The 24,729-nt window shown below is 40.3% G+C and carries 23 protein-coding genes; 16 read left to right on the forward strand and 7 right to left on the reverse strand.

All coding sequences use genetic code 11. From position 1 onward, the window contains the following. Positions 1 to 198 precede the first annotated feature (198 nt). From V7K53_RS31890 to V7K53_RS31930, 9 genes are all read left to right on the forward strand, one after another. Positions 199 to 486, forward strand: a complete 288-nt coding sequence (locus V7K53_RS31890; RefSeq protein ID WP_322735747.1) for a Mo-dependent nitrogenase C-terminal domain-containing protein — start codon at positions 199 to 201, stop codon at positions 484 to 486. A gap of 169 nt (positions 487 to 655) precedes the next feature. Further along, on the forward strand, positions 656 to 1,330 hold the full coding sequence (locus tag V7K53_RS31895) for a response regulator transcription factor (RefSeq protein ID WP_335201487.1): 675 nt from the start codon (positions 656 to 658) through the stop codon (positions 1,328 to 1,330). Positions 1,331 to 1,533: 203 nt separating this feature from the next. Then, the gene (gene arsM / locus V7K53_RS31900; RefSeq protein ID WP_335201488.1) at positions 1,534 to 2,502 is read left to right on the forward strand and encodes an arsenosugar biosynthesis arsenite methyltransferase ArsM; all 969 of its coding nucleotides are present in this window, start codon (positions 1,534 to 1,536) and stop codon (positions 2,500 to 2,502) included. Between the two features lie 194 nt (positions 2,503 to 2,696). Next, positions 2,697 to 3,662 (forward strand): inorganic phosphate transporter, encoded by a 966-nt coding sequence (locus V7K53_RS31905; RefSeq protein ID WP_335201490.1) that lies wholly within the window; start codon positions 2,697 to 2,699, stop codon positions 3,660 to 3,662. Positions 3,663 to 3,723: 61 nt separating this feature from the next. Continuing rightward, positions 3,724 to 4,710 (forward strand): arsenosugar biosynthesis radical SAM (seleno)protein ArsS, encoded by a 987-nt coding sequence (arsS, locus tag V7K53_RS31910; RefSeq protein WP_335201538.1) that lies wholly within the window; start codon positions 3,724 to 3,726, stop codon positions 4,708 to 4,710. Beyond that, positions 4,710 to 5,480, forward strand: coding sequence for an SDR family NAD(P)-dependent oxidoreductase (locus V7K53_RS31915; protein WP_335201492.1), 771 nt, complete (start codon positions 4,710 to 4,712; stop codon positions 5,478 to 5,480). The genes arsS and V7K53_RS31915 overlap by 1 nt, the downstream gene beginning before the upstream one ends. Positions 5,481 to 5,530: 50 nt before the next feature. Continuing rightward, positions 5,531 to 5,860, forward strand: a complete 330-nt coding sequence (locus V7K53_RS31920; protein ID WP_334999986.1) for a hypothetical protein — start codon at positions 5,531 to 5,533, stop codon at positions 5,858 to 5,860. A gap of 69 nt (positions 5,861 to 5,929) precedes the next feature. Then, positions 5,930 to 6,244 carry a ribbon-helix-helix domain-containing protein gene (locus tag V7K53_RS31925; RefSeq protein ID WP_335201493.1) on the forward strand — a complete coding sequence of 105 codons (315 nt, stop codon included), beginning with the start codon at positions 5,930 to 5,932 and terminating at the stop codon, positions 6,242 to 6,244. Between the two features lie 150 nt (positions 6,245 to 6,394). Beyond that, a complete protein-coding gene (locus V7K53_RS31930) occupies positions 6,395 to 7,795 on the forward strand; it encodes an AlbA family DNA-binding domain-containing protein (RefSeq protein ID WP_335201494.1) in 1,401 nt (466 codons plus the stop codon). Positions 7,796 to 7,803: 8 nt separating this feature from the next. On the opposite strand, the gene V7K53_RS31935 is transcribed toward V7K53_RS31930, so the two are convergent. Continuing rightward, complete coding sequence (locus V7K53_RS31935) at positions 7,804 to 8,724, reverse strand: alpha/beta hydrolase (RefSeq protein WP_335201495.1); 921 nt, start codon at positions 8,722 to 8,724, stop codon at positions 7,804 to 7,806. 317 nt (positions 8,725 to 9,041) lie between these two features. On the opposite strand from V7K53_RS31935, the gene V7K53_RS31940 reads away from it, so the two are divergent. Further along, on the forward strand, positions 9,042 to 9,932 hold the full coding sequence (locus V7K53_RS31940) for a lysophospholipid acyltransferase family protein (protein ID WP_335201539.1): 891 nt from the start codon (positions 9,042 to 9,044) through the stop codon (positions 9,930 to 9,932). 4 nt (positions 9,933 to 9,936) lie between these two features. On the opposite strand, the gene V7K53_RS31945 is transcribed toward V7K53_RS31940, so the two are convergent. Continuing rightward, positions 9,937 to 10,161 (reverse strand): hypothetical protein, encoded by a 225-nt coding sequence (locus tag V7K53_RS31945; protein ID WP_335201496.1) that lies wholly within the window; start codon positions 10,159 to 10,161, stop codon positions 9,937 to 9,939. Positions 10,162 to 10,372: 211 nt separating this feature from the next. Beyond that, on the reverse strand, positions 10,373 to 12,013 hold the full coding sequence (locus tag V7K53_RS31950) for a hypothetical protein (protein WP_335201497.1): 1,641 nt from the start codon (positions 12,011 to 12,013) through the stop codon (positions 10,373 to 10,375). Positions 12,014 to 12,100: 87 nt separating this feature from the next. On the opposite strand from V7K53_RS31950, the gene V7K53_RS31955 reads away from it, so the two are divergent. Then, positions 12,101 to 15,418 (forward strand): alpha-mannosidase, encoded by a 3,318-nt coding sequence (locus V7K53_RS31955; RefSeq protein WP_335201498.1) that lies wholly within the window; start codon positions 12,101 to 12,103, stop codon positions 15,416 to 15,418. A gap of 329 nt (positions 15,419 to 15,747) precedes the next feature. On the opposite strand, the gene V7K53_RS31960 is transcribed toward V7K53_RS31955, so the two are convergent. Beyond that, positions 15,748 to 16,161 (reverse strand): hypothetical protein, encoded by a 414-nt coding sequence (locus V7K53_RS31960; protein WP_335201499.1) that lies wholly within the window; start codon positions 16,159 to 16,161, stop codon positions 15,748 to 15,750. Positions 16,162 to 16,767: 606 nt separating this feature from the next. Beyond that, positions 16,768 to 17,319, reverse strand: coding sequence for a DUF2231 domain-containing protein (locus V7K53_RS31965; RefSeq protein ID WP_335201500.1), 552 nt, complete (start codon positions 17,317 to 17,319; stop codon positions 16,768 to 16,770). Between the two features lie 451 nt (positions 17,320 to 17,770). Here V7K53_RS31965 and V7K53_RS31970 point away from each other — a divergent pair, with 451 nt between their 5' ends. The 4 genes from V7K53_RS31970 (at position 17,771) to V7K53_RS31985 (ending at position 20,918) form a co-directional block, all read left to right on the forward strand. Further along, positions 17,771 to 18,337, forward strand: coding sequence for an HD domain-containing protein (locus tag V7K53_RS31970; protein ID WP_335201501.1), 567 nt, complete (start codon positions 17,771 to 17,773; stop codon positions 18,335 to 18,337). A 184-nt stretch (positions 18,338 to 18,521) separates the two neighbouring features. Then, positions 18,522 to 19,058: a hypothetical protein gene (locus V7K53_RS31975; RefSeq protein ID WP_335201502.1), complete on the forward strand. Its 537-nt coding sequence runs from the start codon at positions 18,522 to 18,524 to the stop codon at positions 19,056 to 19,058. 42 nt (positions 19,059 to 19,100) lie between these two features. Continuing rightward, a complete protein-coding gene (locus V7K53_RS31980; RefSeq protein WP_335201541.1) occupies positions 19,101 to 19,937 on the forward strand; it encodes a CheR family methyltransferase in 837 nt (278 codons plus the stop codon). A 201-nt stretch (positions 19,938 to 20,138) separates the two neighbouring features. After that, a complete protein-coding gene (locus V7K53_RS31985) occupies positions 20,139 to 20,918 on the forward strand; it encodes a hypothetical protein (protein ID WP_335201503.1) in 780 nt (259 codons plus the stop codon). A 195-nt stretch (positions 20,919 to 21,113) separates the two neighbouring features. Here V7K53_RS31985 and truB read toward each other — a convergent pair whose 3' ends face one another. Next, positions 21,114 to 21,998, reverse strand: a complete 885-nt coding sequence (gene truB, locus V7K53_RS31990; protein WP_335201504.1) for a tRNA pseudouridine(55) synthase TruB — start codon at positions 21,996 to 21,998, stop codon at positions 21,114 to 21,116. Between the two features lie 330 nt (positions 21,999 to 22,328). On the opposite strand from truB, the gene V7K53_RS31995 reads away from it, so the two are divergent. Beyond that, the gene (locus V7K53_RS31995) at positions 22,329 to 22,835 is read left to right on the forward strand and encodes a hypothetical protein (protein WP_335201505.1); all 507 of its coding nucleotides are present in this window, start codon (positions 22,329 to 22,331) and stop codon (positions 22,833 to 22,835) included. A gap of 9 nt (positions 22,836 to 22,844) precedes the next feature. On the opposite strand, the gene V7K53_RS32000 is transcribed toward V7K53_RS31995, so the two are convergent. Then, complete coding sequence (locus V7K53_RS32000; protein WP_335201506.1) at positions 22,845 to 24,596, reverse strand: hybrid sensor histidine kinase/response regulator; 1,752 nt, start codon at positions 24,594 to 24,596, stop codon at positions 22,845 to 22,847. Positions 24,597 to 24,729: the final 133 nt, after the last annotated feature.

Below are 24,729 nucleotides of genomic sequence, written 5' to 3' on the forward strand. Positions count from 1 at the left end.
AATATGAAGTGAAAAGTAAGGACAAATTATCGGGAACTGTAGTATTTGAATGTGTAGTTAATAGTACTCCTTCTAGCTCTGTAGAGAACCAAAGAAAAAGTCATAAATGCATAAAACTACAAAAGCGAACTGTATTTATATATAGAGGTTCAAATACAAAAAACTCAATCTAGTTTGAAATTATCAAGGTAAAAAATTATGACAAGCTTTATTCAAGTTCACTCACACAACGATCTACTGCACCCAGTCCGCGAGTGGTTGGAAACTATAGAAATTCATAACTCCAAATTGGCTCATTTCCTATGCAAAGCTATTCCTGCTCAATGTCCCTTTGAACGAGACATCACGCTGTTTGGTCGGAAGCTATTACATATTCCACCTATGTGTAAATTAAATCCTCTATACGAGGAAGTGGTTGGTTTGCGTTTTAGAGCGCTCTGTTATCTCGCCGATAAATGTGGTGAAGATATCACAGCTTATTGCTGATAGCCAGTTGGATTGTTCTTCGATCGAGCAGCGATCGGTAATTGCAGATTTACGGTTGTTACTTACTCAGGTTTATACTAAGCTAACGTACACCTAATTAGATGTTTGGCTATTAAGTAGCTAGCACTATTGTTGCTTTCCGTATCCTGCTGAAATTATTAAGATCATCATGACGCACATCTTACTGATTGAAGATGAGGTCAAACTGGCACGATTTATCGAATTGGAATTGAATTATGAAGGTTATCAAGTCAGTATTGCCTACGATGGATTAACTGCACTCACCGCAGCCAGGGAGTTGCATTTGGATTTAGTAATTTTAGAGTGGATGTTGCCTGGTTTGTCGGGGTTGGAAATTTGCAGCCGCTTGCGAAGTATAGCTGAGAAAGTGCCGATAATCTTATTAACCGTCAAAGATGAACTGAGCGATCGCATTGCAGGTTTAGACGCTGGCGCTGATGATTACCTCGTTAAACCCTTCAGCGTTGATGAATTATTAGCCAGAGTCAGCGCTCGCCTACGAAGAAGCAATCAAGTAGAGTACGCAGATGTTTTAGAATTTGAAGACCTGAGTTTAAATCGTCGCACGCGGGAAGTGTATCGAGATCGGCGGTTAATTGAGTTAACTGCTAAAGAATTTGATTTATTAGAATATTTACTGGCCCATCCGCGACAGATAATTAGCTGCGATCGCATTTTAGAGGAAGTCTGGGGTTATGACTTCATGGGCGATACCAACATCATTGAACCTTACATTAACTACCTGCGCTTGAAACTTGAAGCCAATAATGAAAAATGTCTCATTCAAACTGTGATCGGTGTTGGCTACACATTGCATGATTGAATTGAGAATTGGGGAGAGACAAGCAAAAGACTTTCCAATAATTCTTCCTTATTCCTTCTGTGCCTATTGCCCAAAAGCAAAGCCTTACAACATAGCAAATTTTGGCGTTTTTGGCAATCTCCACAAAAACTCATCCAACTTAGAGTTAATTATATTAGGATGCACAAAGCTATCATCATCCAAAATCCAAAACTCAAAGTGGCATGACCTATCTAGAAACAGCAGCGCAGTTCTACCGCGAAGTTGCCCAAACCCCACAAGTTGGACTTTGTTGTGTACAAAGTACGCCCCTGCAACTACCAGGATTAAAAATTCCTTTGCCAATGCAGGAAATGAATTATGGTTGTGGCACCACTGTTCACCCCACCGAACTAGGAAACCAACCTACAGTGCTGTACGTCGGCGTTGGTGGCGGCTTAGAAGCGTTGCAATTCGCTTATTTTTCCCGTTATGCAAGTGCTGTAATTGCCATTGAACCGGTTGGGGCCATGCGGGAAGCAGCTGCACGTAATTTGGAAATTGCTGCTCAAGAAAACCCCTGGTTTAACACCAGCTTTGTCGAGATCCGCGAAGGTGATGCTTTTAACTTACCTGTTGCTGATGCTAGCGTTGATATCGTGGCACAAAATTGCCTTTTCAACATCTTTGAACCAGAAGATTTAACTCGTGCTTTAAAAGAAGCATATCGGGTGTTAAAACCAGGTGGACGCTTGCAGATGAGCGATCCAATTGCGACTCGTCCCATTCCAGCACATCTTCAAGAAGATGAGCGACTAAGAGCCATGTGTTTATCAGGTGCGCTCACATATCAAGAGTATACTGAAAGGATTATAAATGCTGGTTTTGGTCAAGTTGAAATTCGTGCCCGTCGTCCTTATCGCCTACTAGATTCCCAGACTTATAATTTAGAAGAAAACCTACTTTTAGAAAGTCTGGATTCAGTCTCATTTAAAGTTGTAATTCCAGAAGATGGTGCTTGCATTTTCACTGGGAAAACGGCAATTTATGCTGGTTCTGAACCCTTCTTTGACGATTTGGTAGGTCATATACTTCAGCTAGGTATTCCGGCTGCGGTGTGTGATAAAACTGCTGCTAAACTTGCTGCTACCAAGCCAGCAGAAATAATTGTTACCGATTCAACCTGGCACTATAGCGGTGGTGGTTGCTGTTAATTTCTTAACAAAGAATTCAGGAGTCAGAATGGGCTAAACGCCACGCTACCGCTAACAGAATAATTCTGTGCGACACTTCTCTACGAGACGCTCCGCGAACGACAAGCTCAGTGCATCGCTGGGTAATAAATGCACAATTTGAATATTTCACTAATTACATTCTGAATTCTGATTTCTTGTTTATAAACTCCAAAATGTTGTTAATTAGTCTGTTTTTAGCTACGCTTTTTTTAGCATATTCAAATGGAGCAAATGATAATTTTAAAGGTGTAGCAACGCTGTTTGGTAGCCGGACTAGCAGTTATCAAACAGCAATTTTGTGGGCAACTTTTACAACTTTTGCTGGTGCAATAACTGCGACTTTTTTAGCAGGAGCATTAATTAAAAACTTCTCTGGAAAAGGACTATTACCTGATGCGATTGCTAATTCTCCAGAGTTTCATCTTGCAGTCGCGATCGCTACTGGATTGACTGTAATTATTGCTAGCCTCATGGGGTTTCCCATTTCCACAACTCACAGTTTAACAGGTGCGTTGGTTGGCGCTGGATTAGTTGCGATCGGACTACAAGTTAATTTTGCAGCTTTAGGAACTTCCTTTGTTTTGCCTTTATTACTCAGTCCAATCATTGCTATTCCCTTGGGAGCAGGAATTTACAGCTTATCTGGCTATATTAATTCAAAATGGCATCTACCAGTTAACCAAAAAATGATTGATGGTTGTCATTTTTTTAGCGCTGGAATTGTCAGTTTTGCTAGAGGATTAAATGATACTCCTAAGATTGTTTCACTCATCCTAATTATTGAATATTTCTCTATTCAGGGAGGAGCGATCGTGATAGCGATCGCAATGGCACTTGGCGGTTTACTCAACTCTCAAAAAGTTGCAATAACCATGAGTGAAAAGATTACCTCAATGAATCATACTCAAGGCTTATTAGCAAATATAGTAACTGGAGTTATGGTGATTGCAGCTACTCGGTTTGGGCTTCCAGTTTCTACTACTTACGTTTCAGTTGCTTCTATTTTTGGTGTAGGATTAATTAGTAAAAAATCTAAATCTAATACTCGCATTTTTTATCAGATTCTACTATCGTGGATTTTAACTTTACCAACTGCTGCAATTATTAGTGCAATAACATACAGATTATTACAAGGTTAGAAAAATTGAATATTGTGCAATTTATTAGGAGTAGTAACTAATGCAAATTCAACCAAAAATTATACGAGATACAGCAGTCACAGCCTTTAAAAACAAACTCAGTTCACCTTTGACAAAAAAAGGAATCACTGTTTTACAAGTTAATCTAGGTAAGCGTTGTAATCTTGCTTGTACACACTGCCATGTCGAAGCCGGGCCAAAACGTACAGAAGAACTTTCTCCTGAAATTTGCCAACAATTGATTTCACTAATCCATAAATTTCCCGAAATTAAAATTGTGGATTTGACTGGTGGCGCACCTGAAATGAATTATGGATTTAAGCCACTGGTAGAAACAGCAAAAGCAACTGGTAAACAAGTCATTGTCCGGTCTAATTTGGCCATTTATTTTGAAGATGGATTTGGTGATTTACCAGAATACTTTGCTAAACACCAAGTAAGAATTGTGGCTTCTCTACCCTGTTACCTAGCAGATAATGTTGATAAAATGCGCGGTACTGGTGTTTTTGATAGTTCAGTCAAAGCTTTGCAGTGGCTTAACCAACTCGGCTATGGTAAAGACCAAAATTTAATTTTGGACTTGGTTTTTAATCCCCAGTTGCCCACCGATGAAAAGTTTTCTTTAGCTCCCGAACAGAGTAACCTAGAACGAGATTACAAAATGTTCTTACAAGAACATTTTAATATTGTGTTTAACAACCTCTTCACCTTTACCAACTTACCAGTTGGTAGAACCAAAATGCATTTAGAACGGAAAAAACTATACGCTAGCTATTTACAGTTTTTAGAGTCGCATTTTAATCCCAGCACAGTTGAACATTTAATGTGTCGCGATGAACTTTCAATTGACTATCTGGGCAATGTATATGATTGTGACTTTAACCAAATGATGAATTTGCCTGCAAAAACTCGTAATGGTGAAACTTTGACAGTTGGCAAATTGTTAGAAGCTGGCAATTTAGACTTGATTAATGAGGTACAAACTGCTGCTTATTGCTATGGTTGTACTGCTGGGTGTGGTTCTAGTTGTGGTGGCGCTTTGCTCTAATGTCTTTTATCGATGAAATTAATCCTGTCAATGCTTTGATTGTGGGAGCCAGCCAAGGTATTGGTTTGGGCTTTGTGAAAAATTGGCTACAAGATCGCAGAATAGCTAAAATTTATGCAACTTCTCGTCAACCGAAATCGGCCTCAGAGTTAATAGCTCTTGTAGACAAATATCCTCAGCGATTAATTTGTTTGGAGATGGATATTACTGACGAGTTACAGATTATTGAAGCTGTTCAAAAAATACATACTCAAGTTGACAAACTGCATTTGGTAGTCAATTGTGTAGGACTATTACATGAAGATACTTTGCAACCTGAAAAAAGCTTAAAACAGATCAATTCAGAAAATTTGCTACGCTATTTTCAGATAAATAGTATTGGTGCTGTCTTACTGACTAAACATTTATTGCCTCTGCTTCGTCATGGAGAACGCAGCGTGTTAGCCACTATTTCTGCTAAATTGGGCAGTATTGGCGATAACCAACTTGGTGGATGGTATGGCTATCGGGCTTCTAAAGCAGCACTCAATATGTTGATGCGAACTGCGGCAATTGAGTATAAAAGAAGTTGTCCGAAAGCATTAATAGTAACATTACATCCTGGTACAACTGATACCCGCCTTTCTCGTCCTTTCCAAAGAAATGTACCTACGGAAAAATTATTTTCAGTGGAACGTACTGTTACCCAATTATTGGCTGTCATCGAACAGCTTCAAGAAGGTGATAGTGGACACTTTTTCTCGTGGGATGGGAGCAGATTGCCTTGGTAACTGCGTTACGCTTGTGCTAGTAAAACTCACGTTACTTGTAACCAAAGCCTATGAAGTTTTTTGTGCCAGCAGCTAGGGATGATATCAAAGCAGAGCAAGTGTATAGTGCGATCGCTCAGTCTGTCAAAGCACCAATAACCGAAAAGCGTATTTGGAAGTTACAGTGGCGCGATCGCGAAATTGATATGGAATGCGAGGTAGGTAAACCCTTACCATCCTCTTATCAAACCGGGAAAGAGCTAGTTATGGCAATTTTTGAGTGCGAAAACCTTTATAAAATTTGTACTCTTACCCGTGGAGGAGTAAAGGGAGAACCTATCTTGGTTGGCAAAAACTCTGTATCCTCAGCAACATATTTTTCAGATAATGTAAATAACTGACTCTGCATTTTAATATGCGATCGCTCTGGTAATGTAGTAGATAAAATCGCCCACCAGATATATCAAGGTATGATTAACATTCAGATTTTCTTACCTGAGTCGATGAAAGTCTTCGTCGAAGAACAAGTAGCTAAAAGCGGTTATAGTTCAGCTAATGAATATCTTCAAGAGCTAATCTTTCAAGACCAACAGCGCAAGAGTCAACAAGGAAAACGCGCTCATTTGATGGCAAAGCTTCAGACACAGAGTCAACTGAACGATGAAAAGTTTGAAGTCGTTGCAGATAAGTTAGCTGACGAATTTGCGCTATGTGTTGGGTCAAATTTAGCAATGCTGTCAGATTATGCTGTGACTCGTGAGAGCATTTACGAGGATCATCCTTAGCAGTGGTATACCTCATAGATACTAATATCCTGGTGCGTTTTATAGATCGTACTTTTGTTACAAATTTTATAGTACAAATATACTTAACTAGATAAAGGTGCGTTACTCTGGTGCTAATGTACCTTGCTTAATAGTAAATTAAAGCTAAAAATGGGAAGTATCTATAATCAAGATTTCTTTAATAATTTAGTTTTGAATCCATCTGAAAGTTTATCTGTAGAGATTAAAAGATGGATCGATCCTCAATCTAAAGAGGGTATGGCGAAGATAGCCAAGGCTTGCATTGCCCTCAGAAATAATGATGGAGGTATATTTTTGATTGGTTTCAACAATGATGGTTTGCCTGATATTCAAGGAGCGCATCAAAATCCAAGAGAAAGTTTTCATCCTGATGTTATTCAGTCTATTGCCAGTAAATTTTGCAGTCAACCTTTTGAAGTAACAATTCACTATCTTAAAAAAGATGGTCAAGAGTATCCAGCATTAGAGATTCCTTCTGGATTTATAACACCTGTAGCAGCAAAGGCTGGCTTAAAGGATGAACAAGGTAAGGATCTAATTAAAGCTCATAGTGTTTATGTGCGAAGTCTGAATACAAATAATACTGTTAGCAGTTCAGAACCTCGCTGTAATGACTGGGAACGCATCATGAATTTATGCTTTGAAAATCGTGAAGCAGATATTGGTCGTTTTTTACGCCGCCATCTTGGTGGTGTCACGCCTTCTCTGCTCCGTGAATTGGCTTTCACAATTGCACAAGGAATACAACCAGAGGAATCAATTGAAGATATACTGCGATGTTATCTTCAAGAAAGTGAAGAAAGATTTAACACCGTAGTTAAAGAACGTAGTATTACTTTACCGGAGCATGGTACTTCGCAGGTAGCATTAATAATTATCGGAGAAGTGCCTCAACACTCTGCAAATGAGCAATTCTTTAATCTCTTGAGTTTTAATAATCCTAAATATACTGGTTGGCCTGTGTGGCTAGATAGTCGAGGTTTCGTTGACAAAGACCAACCTTATGTTTATAACGGAGCTTGGGAAGCGCTTATTGTTAGTCTGAATTCAGGTTGGAGCAGGGACATTGACTTCATGCGGTTCGATCCAAAGGGTAAATTTTATCTGAGGCGAGCATTAGAAGATGATATGTCAGTCAAGAATTACGCACCTCCCCCTATGACAGTTCTTGATTTTGCTCTACCTGTAATTAGAACGGCTGAAGCTATAGCAGTTGGTATTGAGTTTGCAAAGGCAATGGGTTGTGAGCCAGAAAAAACGCAATTAGCTTTTGCATTTAAATGGACTGGCTTGCGGGGACGTAGACTTAGTTCTTGGGCAAATCAACAGCGTTCTATTTATTTACAAGGTTCAGCATATCAAGATGAAGTTTTGGCGTTTGTTAATCTACCGCTTGAAACACCTCGCTCCGCGTTAGCACAGTACGTTAATCAGGCTGTTAGCCCTTTGTTTACAATTTTTAATGGATATCAACTGAGTATAGATGTAATCGAAGATTTAACTCGACGGTTGATAGAAAGAAGGTTGTAGTCAGAATACTAAGAACTAGGAAACTCTAACTCAGCGTTTCCCCGTCCTAACTGCACCACCTCAGATGATAGGTGTCGCTCTAACCAATCTTCCAAATCAGCCATTACCTCTCGATAATTGAGGTCACGCTGAATTTCGTGATAGGCTTCTGGATACTCAATTCTCAGCTTATCTGTATAGTTTACCCGTTGATAAAAGATGTCGCTTCCCGCAGGTAAAGCTACTCGGTCTGCACCACCGTGGAGAATCAATAATGGTAATTGCCAATCACCTGCGTGAGCATTAATCCAATCAACTGTTGCAAAAAATTCTGTAGCTAGACGAGCAGTACCAAGAGTATGTCGCAGTGTATCCTGAGCGATCGCAGCTAAAACCTGCGGATCTCGTGAACCAGCACTGATATCAATGCCTGTATTCAGGGTGAAACGCGGCCACACCCGTGAGAGCATTTTTCCTAAAAGTACCCGAATCGGTGAAACTCCAACTTTCCCCAAGGTTGGCGCAAGAGCGATCGCTCCCTGCAATAATGATGCTTGTTGGGGATAACGCAGAATGTAATCTAAGACAATCACCGCGCCTAAACTGTGACCCAAGAGAAAAATTGGGCATCCAGGATTCTGAATCTGAATTAACTGTAAAAAAGCTCCTAAGTCTTCACGAAACTCACTCCAAGCCTTGATATAGCCTTGCTGACCTGGTGAGCGTCCATGACCACGCAAGTCTAAGGCGTAGACAGCGTATTGCTTGGGTATCAAATGCTCAATTACATTACTGTAGCGATCGCTGTGCCCTCCGAGTCCATGCACAATGGCTAATATTACCCGTACTTTACCCTCTGGATGCCAGCTTTGATAATACAGTTCAAGTCCTCCCACACCCTGGAATCTGCCTTCTTTATGACAAGCTAGGCGATCTCTATGGTCAATCATCTGGTTAATTTTTTACGTATTTTCCCAACAAGCTACTAAAAAGTCAACATCTAATAGAGTAATTACAGTGAATTGAGTTACCCTCATGTAGTTAAAATACCCTGAAAATAATTCCACAACTTCTAACCGTGGGTTAGTTAATAATACGATCTCAAGAATTACTATTATTTTATGAATTCAAAGAGGGTATTATCAAAAGTTCTTCTAGCGAGTCAGTTCAAGAAGACTTAGCTGATGGGGCAACTTCTGAAGTTCACACCGACTCAAAATCTAGCCATCAGCAGGAAAATAGAAAACAATCAGCAACTTTGCCATCCTTGAGTACCGCAGCAATCAAGCGAGTAAAAGAGGGTGTAGCTGCGGCTGGCGATCGCGCTGTTCGCCAAATTATCGAAAAAACTCTCAATCGCCTCGAAGCTATAATTCAAGGGCATTCCGAACCTAGAGCCAACCCTGAGCTGCGTCGTTTTGTGATGCGATCGCTCATCCATTTCTTTTTTAAAGTAAGGATCGAACACCTCGAAAGGATACCTCAGAAAGCTGCAATTCTAGCAGTCAATCATCTCCACCACATCGATCCTTTACTCCTTTTAGCTGAACTCCCCACGCAACCTTACTATTACATCCTGGGCGATGCTCGTACTCTGTATAACAAGTGGTGGAAGCGCTTCATCCTGGATTTTTCAGGAGGCGTGATTCCTTTGGAACGGGTATGGAAAGAAGAAATTGCTGTCATAGAAGCGGCTAAAGCAGGAAGGCAAGATTTAGTTGAGCTAGCCACAGCAATTAAACAGACAGTACCCACAGGGGAAGACATGCATACACTGCGACAAATAGACCGGATTATTCTGGCAATTTTGACTCGTGGGGATGGGATGATTCTCTTTCCTGAAGGAAGACTAGGAACTGCTGAAGCTCAATTACATCTCCCCTTGAAGCGCGGGACTGTAATTTATGCCTTGCGGGCTGGTGTACCGATTATTCCAGTTGCGCTGATTGGAACTCACGATCTCTATTTAGGAAAAGAGTTAACAATTCGGGTAGGCGAACCATTAGACTTTCCCCAAACAACCAGACCAAATCGCCAGGAAGTAGACATCGCTTTGGAAAAATTGCAAAATGCGATGCTAGCTCTTTTACCAACCGATTACTCTGAACCAACCGGATTAAAGCTGTTACGTTATTTACTCAATCATATATTGTGGTGAGAGATTATTTTTCTAAAAAGTTTGTCACTTTGAAATTTGATGTCCCCTCCCAACAGTGGTTCAAAAACGCATTTACCTGAGCATCTGCTGCATCAACCGATTCACTAGATGCATTAAATTGCACTGCTGTCACAATGTATTCAAAGATAATTACAAACTGCTTTTGGGGTGAAATTCTTTCGACTACAATTGTTTCACCTATCTTCGGAATTTGAGGTAGATTTACCACAAACGTCTCAATTTTCGGTTTATCTAATGGATTTTTAAAATTGAAGTATTTACAGTAAACAATAATTTTCACTTAGACAACCACCAATAACATTATAGATAATCAAAATTATCCTTAAATTGAAAAATTGTAAGCCCCGATGAAATCTGATAAGTATTAATTACGAATTACGAACTTGTGCCGAGCGAAGTCGAGGTATTACGAATTAGTATTATTTCCCCTGCCATAACTGCCGCAACGACTGAAAAATCTTGACAAATCTCTCTTCTAGCCAGACCATAACATAATCAAGCCATTCCAGAAGTTGCTCTAAGGGGTGCTTTTCATAGCCAGTTGAAGTTGCTTTCGTTTCTATCCAGTCTGGCTGCGCCTCAACTTGACTGCTTTGGTGAAATTGCTGTTGCAAAATTTCCCCTTTACGACTCTCACTTTTAGTTTGGGAAATACGGGTTTGAGTTTGTTTTACAGAGGCGACTTTTCCAGATGTTTTTCGACTTGAGGTAAGATTACGACTTGGTTCTTTTCTTTGTACCAAACCAGATCCGACTTTAGGTTGTTTTACACTCAAATTCTTTTGTGGAAAATGCCCTATTGATAAACTTGGGGCTAAAGCAGGATTTATTCCCCCAGAAAGTGTAACTGGTTTTTCAGCAACGGTTTCGCTGTCACCAAATAAATCATTCCACGTTAGCCAAGGATCGTTTGTTAAATCCTGATTCTCTATCAGAGGGCTTTTGGACAAAGCTTTTCTAAGGCGTGATGGAAATAGTTTACTTGGCAATCTCTCATTACTGGTGGTTGTCTCAAGTGTTTTTCTATTACCAACACCAAAAAAGTAATTAAGTGCCGCCTCAATCAAAGCCTGAAAATTCTGTGAATGAGTTTCTAAACCATCAGCGTTAGTCGCAATTTCTCCCTTTGCAGCTAATTGCTCTTTGCCATAAAGAAATATGTTTAACTGAGTTTGGGCTACTTGGATAACTTCCTGGCTACGTTCTTGCACTGGGAATAAAGCATTCGATTCCAATTTAGCAACGGCTATATCTAGAAATGCTACTAATCTATCTGTATTAAGTAAATCTTTTGACATACCCTCCGCTAAAACTGGAATTTTAGCTGGATTTACGTCAGTGAGTTTTGCTAATAATCGGTCAATTTGTGGTAATAGTTGCGTTTCTTTTTTAGTTACAATCAAACGCCAGGACTGCCAGTAATTAGCAACTTCATTAATAATTCGGTCTTCTAATTTTGCCTGTTGTTCGGGTGTTAAGATATCTATAATTTCATTGTCGGCAGTAACAAGTACTAAATTTCGATTCATCAAATTTGTGGCAATTCCTCGCACTATTGGCAGACGCTGTTGAAGGGCATTGTCTAATTGTGAAGGGTTGAGACTGACAGCTTGATTAGCCGTAATATTTGATGATTGAGTAAGATTAGAGTTTTTTTCAACGAATTTCAGCCGAAAAACTCCCAATAAAGCCAAGGGATTGAAATGTTCAGATGCTTTCGTAGGAGTGGAGGCGGGTTCATCTGATGACAGGTGATTGACTGCCTCTAGTACATTTTGAATGGGACTATCAGCATTGGGTAGAGTTTCAGGCTGGAAATCGGTATCATTTGGTTGTAACTTTAATCTAGTTTGTGGTTCTTTAGTATGTAGCGTTTTCCCAGATGATTCAGATGACTGAAACAGTAGATACACTGGGTAAAGTAGTACCTCAACACCCCACTTAGTGGCAACTTGCAAATGCCGAAAGGTATGTTCCCACTGTTGTGTCACCCGCCGAGATTGCTGGTGGACAAAGTTAAATAGTCTGCTTTGATAACGACCAGAGGAACCAGAAGACATAGTAGTAATTTTTCAGTTCAAGTCTTGTTAAGTTGTGAGACTCGCGCCAAACAATAAAAACGACCAACACCTCATCTTAGCGAATATATGACCCCGACTGTCTCTCAATCCCAGACCAAATTTATCTCACAAGCAATTGAGCAACTACGCTCTTTTTGTCAAGTTAATATCCAGTCTACGTGGCTGTATCAGGAATCTGACTTAGTTATTACTGATGTTGTAGCTGCTGATTTGTCTCATTGGCAACCTGCCCAGTTGAATGCTAAAGAACATATTGCTTGGACGGGCGGGAAAAAAGTGCTATGGCTAGTGCAAAGATTGGTGGTTCCTCAAGATTTACACGGTTATCCTTTGGCGGGGTTATCTTTGCGGCTGGCGCTGGTTTGGTGGGCGGATTCTGCTGAGATTTATGTAAATGGCGAGTTAGTGCTGGAGGGTGATTTATTTGATTGTTCGCCGAGAGTGCTTCTCAGTCAGGGGGTGACGCCAGGGGAAGAATTCACTGTGGCTTTGCGTTTAGTGAGTCCGGGACATTGTGATGGTGCTTTAGTGCGATCGCTCCTAGTTTATGAGTCTTATGTTGATAATAATCCCGATCCGGGTTTTGTGGCTGATGAGTTAGCTGTAGTGCAACTTTATTTAGAAAAATTTGCACCGGAGAAGTTGGATGTTTTAGCAGCGATGGTGGGGGAGGTTACGAACCGCCAAGACGCCAAGGACGCCAAGGAAGAGCTAGTAAGATCGTTTTTGTCTCTACGTCAAAATTTAATTCAATCCGACATCTTAGCCCCCCAATTGATTGGGGGTTGGGGGGATCAAAAATCTAAAATTTTCCTGTTGGGTCATGCTCACTTAGATTTAGCATGGTTATGGCCTGTGAGTGAAACTTGGAATGCGGCGCAAAATACTTTTGAGTCGGTTCTGAAGTTGCAAGCAGATTTTCCTGAGTTAATTTTCTGTCATTCGACTCCCGCACTTTATGCTTGGATTGAAGAACATCGCCCAGATTTGTTTAGGGCAATTCAAGCACAGGTAGCCGCCGGACGTTGGGAAGTTGTTGGCGGAATGTGGGTGGAACCAGAACTCAACATAATTGCTGGTGAATCAATAGTCCGTCAGCTACTGTATGGTCAGCGCTACATCCAGGAGAAATTTGGCAAGTTTTCAACTGTGGAATGGGTTCCAGATTCTTTTGGTTTCTGTGCAACTTTACCGCAGTTTTTCGCTAATGCCGGAATTGAGTATTTTGTGACGCAGAAGTTGCGGTGGAATGATACTACTAAATTTGATTATGGGGCTTTTTGGTGGCGATCGCCTGATGGCAGTGAAGTCTTTAGTTTGATGTCTGCACCCATCGGTGAAGCTATAGATCCAGTTAAAATGACATCCTACGCTCTTGAATGGCAAACTCAAACTGGTTTACCAGAATCTCTCTGGCTTCCCGGTGTCGGCGACCACGGCGGCGGCCCCACTCGTGATATGTTAGAAACCGCCCAACGCTGGCAAAAGTCTCCTTTATTTCCAGACTTAGAATTTACGACGGCTGAAAAGTATTTACAGCAAATCAGTAAAGGAGGCAGAAGGCAGGTGGTCACTGAGCGACTTGCCTTGAGCGAAGTCGAAAGGAGTCGAAGTGAGGCAGAAGGCAGTAGTGATGATTCTCCCTTATTCCCGACTTGGAATGACGAACTATACTTAGAATTTCATCGCGGTTGCTACACTACCCACGCAGATCAAAAACGCTGGAATCGTCGTTGTGAAAATTTATTATATCAAGCTGAACTATTTGCTACCTTGGCAACTGTAAGCTGTGGTGTGACATATCCTAAGGCAGAAATTGAAGCAGCTTGGAAATTAGTTTTATTTCAACAGTTTCACGATATTTTACCTGGTTCTTCAATTACCCAAGTTTACACAGATGCCTTGCCCCAATGGCAGCAAGTGGAACAAGTGGGAACGAAAATATTACAGGAATCACTTTTAGCGATCGCATCTCACATTACCCTATCAGAACCACCAAAACCCGATAGTCTACCTATTTTTGTTTTCAATTCTCTCAATTGGCAACGTTCTGAGATAATCTCTGTAGCCTTACCCACACCACCAACAACTACCCAGGAATGGCAGATTTACGATGCTTTTGGAAACCAGCTTGTCTCCCAATTATCTGAACCATCAACCCTACTATTTCTCGCCACCGAAATTCCACCCGTAGGCTACCGCATATTTTGGCTTTCCCCTTCACACTCCACTACAGACGAGATGAATCGCGTCTCTCCGTCATCTCCCCCACTCTTCCCAGACTGGATTTTAGAAAATGAATTCTTGCGAGTTGTTATAGATCCTGACACGGGAGATTTATCAAGTGTTTTTGATAAAACTTATCAGCGAGAAGTTTTAAGTGGAGCGGGGAATCAACTGCAAGCTTTTAAAGACAGTGGGCAATATTGGGATGCTTGGAATATAGACCCCAATTATGCTCAACATCCCTTACCCTCAACAAATCTTCAATCTATTCAGTGGTTAGAACAAGGCCCAGTGCAAAGTCGTGTACGCGTAATGCGTCAGTTGGGTGAATCGGAATTTTGCCAAGACTATATTCTGCAAGCTGATTCACCTCTGCTGAACATTGCTACAACTGTCAATTGGCAAGAAAATCATGTATTAGTGAAAGCTGCTTTTCCTCTAAATATTGAAGCCGACTTTGCTACTTATGAAATTCCCTGTGGCGCGATTCGCCGCCCAACTAAACCGCAAACTCCCGCAGAGAAAGCAAAATGGGAAGTTCCTGCTTTGCGTTGGGCTGATTTAACAGCAGAAGAAACACAGATAAATACTGCAATCCCAAATCGTTATGGCGTCAGTTTGCTCAATGATTGTAAATACGGTTATGACAGCAAACCAAATCAACTCCGCCTAACACTGCTACGCAGTTCTAATTGGCCAGACTCAGAGGCTGACCGAGGTTTTCACGAGTTCAAATATACCTTGTATCCTCATGCTGATAGTTGGGAATCAGCTCATACAGTACGGCGTGGCTATGAATTGAATATACCGTTGCAAGTGATATTCAATTGGCCACTGGCTAAACCCTCCACTACCGCTACCGGCACTATTGAAGGAGTAAGTTTCCTAGATTTATCAGCTGAAAATTTAATCTTGATGGCCTTGAAGCCATCTGAAGATGATCCACAGCAGTTAATTCTGCGATGTTATGAATCTCACGGAGAAACAGCCGAGTTATCTTTGCAAAGTGATTTAGGGTTAAATCTCGGAAATACAGTAGATTTATTAGAGCGTTCCGTCAGTACTGAATTTGCATCTCAGCAACAAAATTTGATGATACAACCTTGGAAAATCGCCAATTTTAAGGTGATACCAGCGATTAATCCCAGGTTGAAGTGAGCCACTATAGTTAATGTTTAGTGATTAATAGAACAACTACTAACCATTAGACATCTGGTGAACGAAATATGTGTTATGCAAAACCTTTGTAGAGATGTAACATTGCTAGGTCTCTACATTCTTTTTCACCAGATTCCTATTAACAATTGGCTTATTTGGATCACCATTGCTCAATAGACATTTCTAGAAATTAATTATCTGCCTTATCCGAAATATTTAGTAGGCAAAATTCATGTAGCTGGAGGCTTCCCATAGCACTTTTTGCAAGCTACGCGTAGCCTTTCCGTTAGGAGAAGGGTATTATGCCTACGTTATTTTCACTTCCATCTCTAATAGCGTCGGCGGATAATCTGGTATCGTCCGTAGGGCTGCCGTCGTTCAATAATCTGGCGTTGTCCAAAGCCCTGCCGTCTTTGGATTATCTGCCGTCTTCCGTAGGGCTGCCATCGTTGGATTCTCTCGTATCGTCCGTAGGGCTGCCGTCCTCGGATTCTCTGGTATCGTCCATAGGGCTGCCGTCCTCGGATTATCTGCCGTCGTCGGATTCTCTGGTATCGTCTTGACCGCCGTTGAGCAATCAAAAGCTCTCCGGTTTTATTTCCAACCAGGTTAACATCTGGTGCAACGCTCTGTTCATTCAGAACATTACTTAGAGAAATATCTTTCGCTTCAGCTAATGAGGGCGGAGACACAAAGGCAAATAGCAATACTGCTATTGAAGATAACTTCCTGAAACCTTTCATGTTTTTGCTTCTCTAAACTTTCGGTAATAACTTTATTAAAACACTTTAAAGTCTGAAAGTTACGGCTCGCGCACTTTTTTAAACTTAATTTAGTATGAACTTCAATATTGCAATTTCACCCTTTCGTATAATTGCAATTTTTATAAACTTGTGTATATAAATAATTAGTATCTAATAGGATGTAATTTTTTTCACCACATAGATAAAGTATACAGTTATTAATTAAACAAGCTACATTTTTTTTGTACAATAGGTTAAAAAGCCTTGCTGTGTAAGGGAAATATCCTCCCAAGTTTTGATTTAGATAAACCTTAGATCGAAATTATTCCCATTTCATAAGATGTATCAAAACTGTATCAAATACAAACGATAGCTGCTAAATATTCTTAGTAGAAGCTGTAAATAATAATATGTCACTGGATTTTTAGCTTCAGGCAACTATCTTGTTAAGGGCTGCGTTTTTTCTATCTTATGCCTGACTTCTTTACAAGAGGATGCACTTCGACTACGCTCAGTGACCACGGCAACGACTACGCTCAGTGACCACTTGCTTTCTGCCTCCTGTCTGATTGTTGAGCGTAGTCGAAACACTGCCTTACACATCCTTTAAGGATATCTTCTGCTACCTCCACCCACTACACCAATTTTATGGCGATAGGAGAGTTCAGCACCAAACCAACCAGAAGCACTGGTTAGCGTACCGACAACAAGCGAGATTAACAGTCCCCAAGGTACGATTCGGGATTCAGCATCACCTAAGCGTAAGAGAAAGTTAACGAGCGATAAAACTAGTATAGAAACGTTAAGTATCAAATGCGTCCAACCAGCGGCGCGCTTGCGGACTCGTTCAATTTTCACAAAGTCGCTCAGACCGATCGCAGATGCAAGGATGCCTCCACCTAATCCAAGTCCGATTAACCATAGCGAAGCCCTAGCCCAAAAGAAATCGTCAGTTAACCAATAACCAATGTCACTTCCCAAGGCAGCGGCTAAAAATGCTATGGGAAAGATCACACTCAACGGGTGTAGGGGATGTCCGGCGATCGCAACTGTACTAGGTACACCAGTATCGCGATACTCACTGTCGTTACTTTCAATAACTGGTGGAATATTTGGGAAAGGTGTTGAACCTGTTTGTGTTGTTTCTGTAGTTTCCATTATTAGTATCCTGAATTTATGAACGTTACATTTTTCGGCTGAAGAAATGTTTTTAACATCAGCTTCAGCTTGTAGGATAGTTTGCCTACTTCTACTTTTAGTGGGTTGACTTGACTAATTTTACGCTGGAAGTTAGTGCTACTTTCCCATCACCGGATAATCGAAAATCTGTTTTTCTAATCCAGGATTGTCTGAACATTATGTAAGTTAACTCTTAGAGGTTGTTTGAAAAGCACATCCTTGAGTAAATTTAATAAACTAACAGCAGACTTTTATCTATCTGGCGATGGAATATAGATTTAAATGTTGTCTATCTAATTTCAATTTTCAATTTTCCCTCCGTACCCTTTTTATCCTTTATTACCTCTGCACTTGGAGCGATTTGTTATAAAATTGACACAAACCCAATATTTCAGTTGAGTTATTCTGACTGCTAAAACTTTTTTATACAATGCTCTCAGAACGTTTTACCGCGGCCCTTACCTACGCCACCCAATTACACGCTAACCAACTTCGTAAAGGTTCAGGCGTCCCTTATGTTGCCCATTTATTAGGTGTTACCAGTATTGCTTTAGAATACGGGGCAAATGAGGATGAAGCGATCGCAGCTCTCTTACACGATGCGATCGAAGATCAAGGTGGCGCTGCAACACGAGAAGAAATTCGTCGTCGCTTTGGTGACAATGTAACGGCAATTGTAGATGGTTGTACTGACGCTGATACAACTCCAAAACCCCCTTGGCGACAGCGCAAGGAGGCATACATTGCTCATATTGCTACTGCTTCCCCATCAGTTCTGCTGGTATCATCAGCGGATAAACTTTACAATGCCCAGTCTATTCTCAAAGATTATCGCATTTTAGGCGAATCACTTTGGGAACGTTTTCATGGGCGTAAAGAAGGTACTCTTTGGTATTACCGGGCGCTTTTAGAGGCTTTTAAAAAGACTGAAAGCACTGTAATAATTGAGGAATTAGAACGGGTAATTTTGCAAATTGAGGTATTAGCATCTAAATAAAAATTTTATTTATCCAGAAGTAGATAAAAAATTTCTCAAAACTAGACAAATAAATTTTTTATAAACACGATATAGTCATGTTTCTCAAGAATAAATTTTGGCTTTTAGGTTCTCTCTCTAGATAAAAAATCTTTCTCTCGATAGATAGGTGTACTGACATTATTACGGCTGCTATGTTACCAATATGACGATAGTAAGACAAAATACCCTAAATCCAACTGTAAATCCTTCAGTAAGTCCTCCAGAAAACTTGGCAGAAAAGTATATGGAAGCAGAGCGTATGCGTGATGTTCTGCTTTTACTGCAAAACTTGATTAACAGTGAAGAAGCCACTGTAAAATTAATTCTGGATTGTCTTTATGATGTTGGTTCAGTCAATTTGATTAATCAAAAGCTTCGCCTGAAACCTTTAAACAGGGTGATGAAATTAATTGCCCGAATGTCTAAACCAGTTTTTAGAACCTTAGCTTTAAATTGGTTTAAAAAGAACTGTCCCCAACTGATTACTAATTGGCTACACACGCAAGTCTCTTTTGAAAATCCCCAAAAGACACCCGAACAAGTAGCTATTGAAGTTGTACAACTGGAACCATATTCCATACCACAAACAGAAAGTCTGAGCCAAGAGATTAAAAATCTGCGCTCTCAGGTAAGATGGCTAGCTGGAATTTCAATAATTGCGATCGCTGTTTTAGTAGTAAGAGCCACTTGGTTAAACTGAAATCTATGAATGATAAATTATGAATTATGAATTATGAGTATTATGTCTCTACCCAAACCGATCTTGGAGGATATAGAAATACACTTGCTCTTGGAGGGTCTGTATCAGTACTACGGTTATGACTTTCGCAATTATGCTCTTTCCTCACTCAAGCGCCGTATTCAAGGCTTCATGCAATTAGAAGGATTAGCAAATGTTTCTGCATTGCAAGAGCAATTACTCCACAACCGTCCCTATTTAGAAAGATTTTTGCTTGCTCTGACGGTGAATGTAACCTCAATGTTTCGCGATCCCAGCTTTTATAATACCTTCAGAAATCAGGTTATTCCCTTCTTACAAACCTATCCATTTATTCGCATCTGGCACGCTGGATGTTCAACTGGTGAAGAAGTCTATTCAATGGCAATTTTACTGCAAGAAGAAGGACTTTATCACCGTTGCCGCATATATGCTACTGATACGAATGAGAAGGTATTACAAAATGCCAAAAGTGGGATTTTCTCGCTGAAAATGATGCAGGAATATACTCAGCTTTATTTAAAAGCAGGCGGCAAGAAATCTTTCTCAGAATATTATACAGCAGCTTATGATAACGCAATTTTTCGCTCATCCCTAAGAGAAAATGTTGTTTTTGCCCAGCATAATTTAGCCACTGATAGTTCTTTTAATGAGTTTAATGTGATTCTTTGTCGTAACGTCCTGATATATTTTAATCAGTCACTTCAAAAGCGGGTACACGAACTGTTTTATAATAGCCTTTGTACTTTTGGGATCTTAGGTTTAGGAAGACAAGAATCTATCAGATTCACCTCTTATGAGCCTTACTATGAAGAGTTAGTCAAGGGTGAGAAAATATATAGGAAAATAGCAGGTATGTGAAAAGAATGCTTTGAATGGGTAATTGAATTATGAATTATGAATTATCCTAAAATAACTAATAGCCAATATCGCAAAAATTATAAATAAAATTGCGCTCGTTGTCAAAAGACAGTCTGTCAAACATTTTTTATTGTGTTCAGAAGATAGATTTAGCGAGCGTTTAAGGTAAATTACACATTAAAGTATTTAAGGAGATTGTCGATGCAACTTCTCGAATGTCCTCTTGTTGCAGTCATTGCTGGAGAAAATGCGGTTCATGTTTCTCAACTACCTTCTATATGGCAAGACATTGCTAGAGGAACCACGAGTGTCGGACTTTCCCAACCCCAAAGCTATGTTGAGATGGCACAGCTATTTTTGTATAAATTAGAACGTGGTGATGTTGACTTATTTCGCGATCGCCCCCAACTAGCTCATTTGATACCTTCATTTTCCCAGCTATTTACACAACTAGCATGGGAAACCTTAGAGTTTTTTGGGCAAGACTTTCTCAAACACAGCTATCCGAACTTTGCAGAAATTCTTCGCGATGTGGAGTCAAAAGGAATCAATTACGCTGATGAAGTAAAAGTGGCTCGCATCGGCATAGATTTATTCAATGAATTTGGTTATGAACTACCAGCAAGTTTTTATCACGTGCATTTAGCACCAATTTACCGCGATCATATTTTTGAAGAACGTGCTTTGCGATTCGATCAGCGCGATATCGAGCATAAACGTGCTTGGGATGCCATACTCCATGCAGGTAAGGTATTTGCTATTCAAATGAAGGTGCAAAGTATAGCTTCTAAATACGGATTTACTTATCAGCATGGCTGCGGTTGCAACTCTCATTTATCTTCCATTGATGTATCTCGTGGGGCGTTTGAATATGAATTGAGTCCCGACAAGCGTCAGCGATGGATTCGCAGTTTCATCTGGACTGCTTGGTACGAGTATGCTTTCTTTGCGATCGTACCAAATACGAGTTATTTGGTTTAATAAGAAAGGAGTCAGGAGTCAGAATTGAATTGTGTGCGATTAGTGAATAGCGCAAGAAGGTAGCGAGTCCGCCTACCCTTACACCGAGGTACACGCAGCCACTCGTAGAGAATATCTTGATTCTTACCGGATGTGAAGTGTCTTTGGCTTTGCTCCTAAATTCTGACTTCTGAATTCTGACTCATGAATTCTTCTTCAAGAAATCGGTTCAAAAACCATTTGCGGAATCAACACTTCATCTTGTAATTGTCCAACACCTAAAAAGCGAGTCTCTTCTTGATAAACTCGCACTATCCCAGTAACATCAGAGTTCAGAGAAACTCGCTGACCTTGACACCATTTTTGAGCAGATGTTGCTGGTAAAGTCACAGACAACAAATGTTGTAACGCTGCATCAGAGGCAAGAGGTTGGAATGTCCCGCCTTGCAATTTAGCTTCTAAGTCGCTAAAAGTGAGACTATCTGTTAAATCGAAACCACTGCTTTGGGTACGGATCAAAGCCGCAAGAGTGCCACCAGTTTCTAAGATTGCACCTAAGTCACGAGCGATCGCTCTAATATATGTACCAGAACCACAGGCGATCGCCACATCCAATTCGGGAAAATCTCCTTCTCTCCAATCCAAAATATCTATCTGAAAAATTTCCACTGTTCGTACTGGAACTTCCACCATTTTCCCTTGGCGGGCTAAGTCGTAGAGACGTTTTCCATCCACTTGAATTGCACTATAATTCGGTGGGATTTGCTCAATCTTGCCTTCAAATTGTGCTAGTGCAGTTTTCACCTCTGCTAAACTCAATCCCGGACAAGCTTGAGAATTAATGATTTCACCTTCTAAATCATCGGTTGTAGTCTGCACGCCCAGACGAATCGTAGCCTTGTAAGCTTTGTTTTCTGGCAGATATTGCAATAATCTTGTGGCTTTACCAAGTGCGATCGGTAAAACCCCTGTTGCAGCTGGATCTAAGGTTCCCGCATGTCCTACACGTTTGAGGCGCAACAATTTTCGCACTCGCGCTACGCAGTCGTGGGAAGTCCAGTCAAATGGTTTGTTTAAGTTGAGAAAACCTTGAAATAACACAAAATCAATACTTACAGTTTCTAAACTCTATTAAATACTTATTCAATGCTCAAAGCATTAATATTTAGCAATTAAAGTTTATTTAAGCATTATTTTATCAGTATCAAGACATTCTCTAAGCACTTTACCGAATAATATCCAAAAAGTGCAGATAACGCCGAGTATTTTCCGCAAATATCACGATGTCATTTATAACTTCTAAGACATAAAACTGTAATAATCAAGAAATATAATAGAAAACTTCATGAAAGGTTTTATTGTCAATCAAAGATTTTTCTTATAGCGCTTTTAGCCAAACAACTATCAATATATTTTAGGAACATAAATCAAATGAAAAAATCAATCTTCATTACTACATTGTTTTTTTGCTCTATGTTGATTTTGAGTTGTAGTAACTCTGGCAATAATTCTGCTCAACAGAATAAAGTTAATCCAGTAAATACTGCAACAGCTATCCAAGTTAATTCTGAATCTATTTCTGTAAATCAAGCAAAACTAGATAACAGCAAAAAAACTATTAATTCAGCATCAACTGAAAAAACATCTCTTAAAAACAATCAATCCAAGGAAATTAAAAACGATAATCCAATTTCTGGTACTATCAAAGATATGCAAAACGGAGACTTGAAATGCTACGTTACTGTTGTCGATGGAAATGGCAAAGTATATGAAGGTGTCGGTGCAGTCTTTGAGGTTTGCGAACCAGAGAAATACGTCAACAAAAAAGTAAAAATGTCTTATTCTCTAGAAAACGTCAGTGATTGCCAAAGTTCTGAACCTTGCGGGAAAACAATCAAAGAATGGTTAATTAGCAAGATAGAAATTCAAGATCAATAATTATCTAAATCAAGTAGATGATGGGGATAGTTGACCAGTTGGGCATATCTTCGGTAAGCTAACTGTAACTTTAGTTCCTTGCCCCACTTCACTTGATAAAGTAATATTGCCACTATGTAACTCGACACAAGCTTTAGCGATCGCTAGCCCTAAGCCTGTACCAGGAATTGTGTCAACGTTACTTCCACGACTGAAGGATTGAAACAAATTTTCTTGATCTGCCATCGGGATACCAATTCCGCTATCTTGAATGTAAAAAATTGCTTCTGATTCTTTGCCGATCAGGTGGAATTCTACACTACCTCCATCTGGAGAGTACTTAATCGCATTGGACATTAAGTTAATAAAAATTTGTTGCAAAAGTCCGCGATCGCCCCAAAATCCATGATGATTACCAGTAATTTTAAAAATCAATTCGTGGCGATCGCCTACTGTTTCTCGCTCTTGTTCTAAAAGGTCAGAAAAAAATTGCAGTAAATCGACTGAGATTGGTTGAAACTTGGGTTTTTCCAGTTCAAGTTGGTTAACCAGAAGCATATTATCCACGAGTTTGGACATATACCTGGCTTTCTGTTCAATGATTCCCAAGAACCTCTGTTGTTTGGACTCATCTAGTTGCTGGCTATGTTTTACCAAAGTTGATGCCGCAGCCAAAATTGAAGTTAGCGGCGTTCGATACTCATGGGAAACCGTTGTAATTATTTGGGATTTAAATACATTGAGTTGCTTTTCTTTGGCAAGAGCTGCTTGAGTTTGGGCTAACAATTCCGCCTGTTGAATAGCGATCGCTAGTTGCACTGATACTTCATTGAGCATTTCTGCATCATCAGTTTGCCAGTGTCGCTCCCCGGAATTATGGTGAGCAATCAGTAAACCCCAAAGCTTAGGTGTTGGGTTCCCATTGTTGCTCAGATTAATCGGAACTACCAGATTTGCCTTAGTATTAAATTGCTCTTTTAGGCTGACACAATTACACAAGCCAAGCTCATAGATATAAGGGATTGGGGATTGGGAATTGGGCACAAGAGGCAGAGGGGCACAAGGGCGGAGGGGCACAGGAGAAAAACCTACTGCAACTTCCTCCCTGCTCCTCTGCTCCTCTGCTCCCCTGCTCCCCTGCTCTCCAGTCCCAGCGCCAAAGCGATCGCACAATGCCACAGTGCGGTATGACTCAACTGATGAGGCGACTATTTTGCCATCTGTATCTGGGGCAAACTGATAAACCATCACGCGATCGCACTTCAGAAGTTGCTGTACTTCGGCTACAGCCGTATTCAAAATTTGCTCTAGGTTAAGAGACTGGCGAATTCGTAAAGCAGTTGTGGCAATTAGGCGTTGTCTCTCCTGAGTTTTGAGCAGTTGGGCTTGCAAGCACGACTGCTTAATGGCGTTGCGGACTGCTAGTTGCAGCACATCCTGTGTAAGATTTTGCTTGACTAAGTAATCCAAAGCACCCCGTTTCATTACCTGCACAGCAATTTCTTCATCACCGCGCCCTGTCAACATAATCACGGGGACAGAAGTCTTAAATATCTCCTGCTGGATGCGATCGAAAAGTTCTAACCCACTCATATCAGGTAGGCAAAAATCCAGCAAAATGACATCGCAGCGTACTTTTTGGCACAAAGCAAGTCCTTCTTCTGCACAGTCTGCCTCCAAAATCTGGTAGGACTGGTGCGGATCTTTCAAAAGATATCGACGATAGATTTTCCGATCTGCGGCACAATCATCGATGATAAGTAGCGTCCATGTGTCCAACATAAGGTTATGAGGATCAGGGAGCCATATAGATCCCTTTTATCCAGATTGTGTTTTCTTGCATAATTCTAAAAATAATATAAAATAAGTGTAAATAAAATCTAAATTCTTTAGTAATCCTAAAGAAACACCAAAT

This window comes from Nostoc sp., assembly GCF_036917355.1.
GTDB lineage: Bacteria > Cyanobacteriota > Cyanobacteriia > Cyanobacteriales > Nostocaceae > Nostoc.

Coding starts and splice junctions, on each gene's coding strand:
- V7K53_RS31975 (WP_335201502.1), top strand. CDS start 18,522: ATGACGATAGTAAGACAAAATACCCTAAATCCAACTGTAAATCCTTCA.
- V7K53_RS31985 (WP_335201503.1), top strand. CDS start 20,139: ATGCAACTTCTCGAATGTCCTCTTGTTGCAGTCATTGCTGGAGAAAAT.
- V7K53_RS31960 (WP_335201499.1), bottom strand. CDS start 16,161: ATGAAAGGTTTCAGGAAGTTATCTTCAATAGCAGTATTGCTATTTGCC.
- V7K53_RS31890 (WP_322735747.1), top strand. CDS start 199: ATGACAAGCTTTATTCAAGTTCACTCACACAACGATCTACTGCACCCA.
- V7K53_RS31925 (WP_335201493.1), top strand. CDS start 5,930: ATGATTAACATTCAGATTTTCTTACCTGAGTCGATGAAAGTCTTCGTC.
- V7K53_RS31935 (WP_335201495.1), bottom strand. CDS start 8,724: ATGATTGACCATAGAGATCGCCTAGCTTGTCATAAAGAAGGCAGATTC.
- V7K53_RS31980 (WP_335201541.1), top strand. CDS start 19,101: ATGTCTCTACCCAAACCGATCTTGGAGGATATAGAAATACACTTGCTC.
- arsM (WP_335201488.1), top strand. CDS start 1,534: ATGACCTATCTAGAAACAGCAGCGCAGTTCTACCGCGAAGTTGCCCAA.
- V7K53_RS31895 (WP_335201487.1), top strand. CDS start 656: ATGACGCACATCTTACTGATTGAAGATGAGGTCAAACTGGCACGATTT.
- V7K53_RS31920 (WP_334999986.1), top strand. CDS start 5,531: ATGAAGTTTTTTGTGCCAGCAGCTAGGGATGATATCAAAGCAGAGCAA.
- V7K53_RS31915 (WP_335201492.1), top strand. CDS start 4,710: ATGTCTTTTATCGATGAAATTAATCCTGTCAATGCTTTGATTGTGGGA.
- V7K53_RS31970 (WP_335201501.1), top strand. CDS start 17,771: ATGCTCTCAGAACGTTTTACCGCGGCCCTTACCTACGCCACCCAATTA.
- V7K53_RS31950 (WP_335201497.1), bottom strand. CDS start 12,013: ATGTCTTCTGGTTCCTCTGGTCGTTATCAAAGCAGACTATTTAACTTT.
- V7K53_RS31965 (WP_335201500.1), bottom strand. CDS start 17,319: ATGGAAACTACAGAAACAACACAAACAGGTTCAACACCTTTCCCAAAT.
- V7K53_RS31930 (WP_335201494.1), top strand. CDS start 6,395: ATGGGAAGTATCTATAATCAAGATTTCTTTAATAATTTAGTTTTGAAT.
- V7K53_RS31905 (WP_335201490.1), top strand. CDS start 2,697: ATGTTGTTAATTAGTCTGTTTTTAGCTACGCTTTTTTTAGCATATTCA.
- V7K53_RS31955 (WP_335201498.1), top strand. CDS start 12,101: ATGACCCCGACTGTCTCTCAATCCCAGACCAAATTTATCTCACAAGCA.
- V7K53_RS31995 (WP_335201505.1), top strand. CDS start 22,329: ATGAAAAAATCAATCTTCATTACTACATTGTTTTTTTGCTCTATGTTG.
- V7K53_RS32000 (WP_335201506.1), bottom strand. CDS start 24,596: ATGTTGGACACATGGACGCTACTTATCATCGATGATTGTGCCGCAGAT.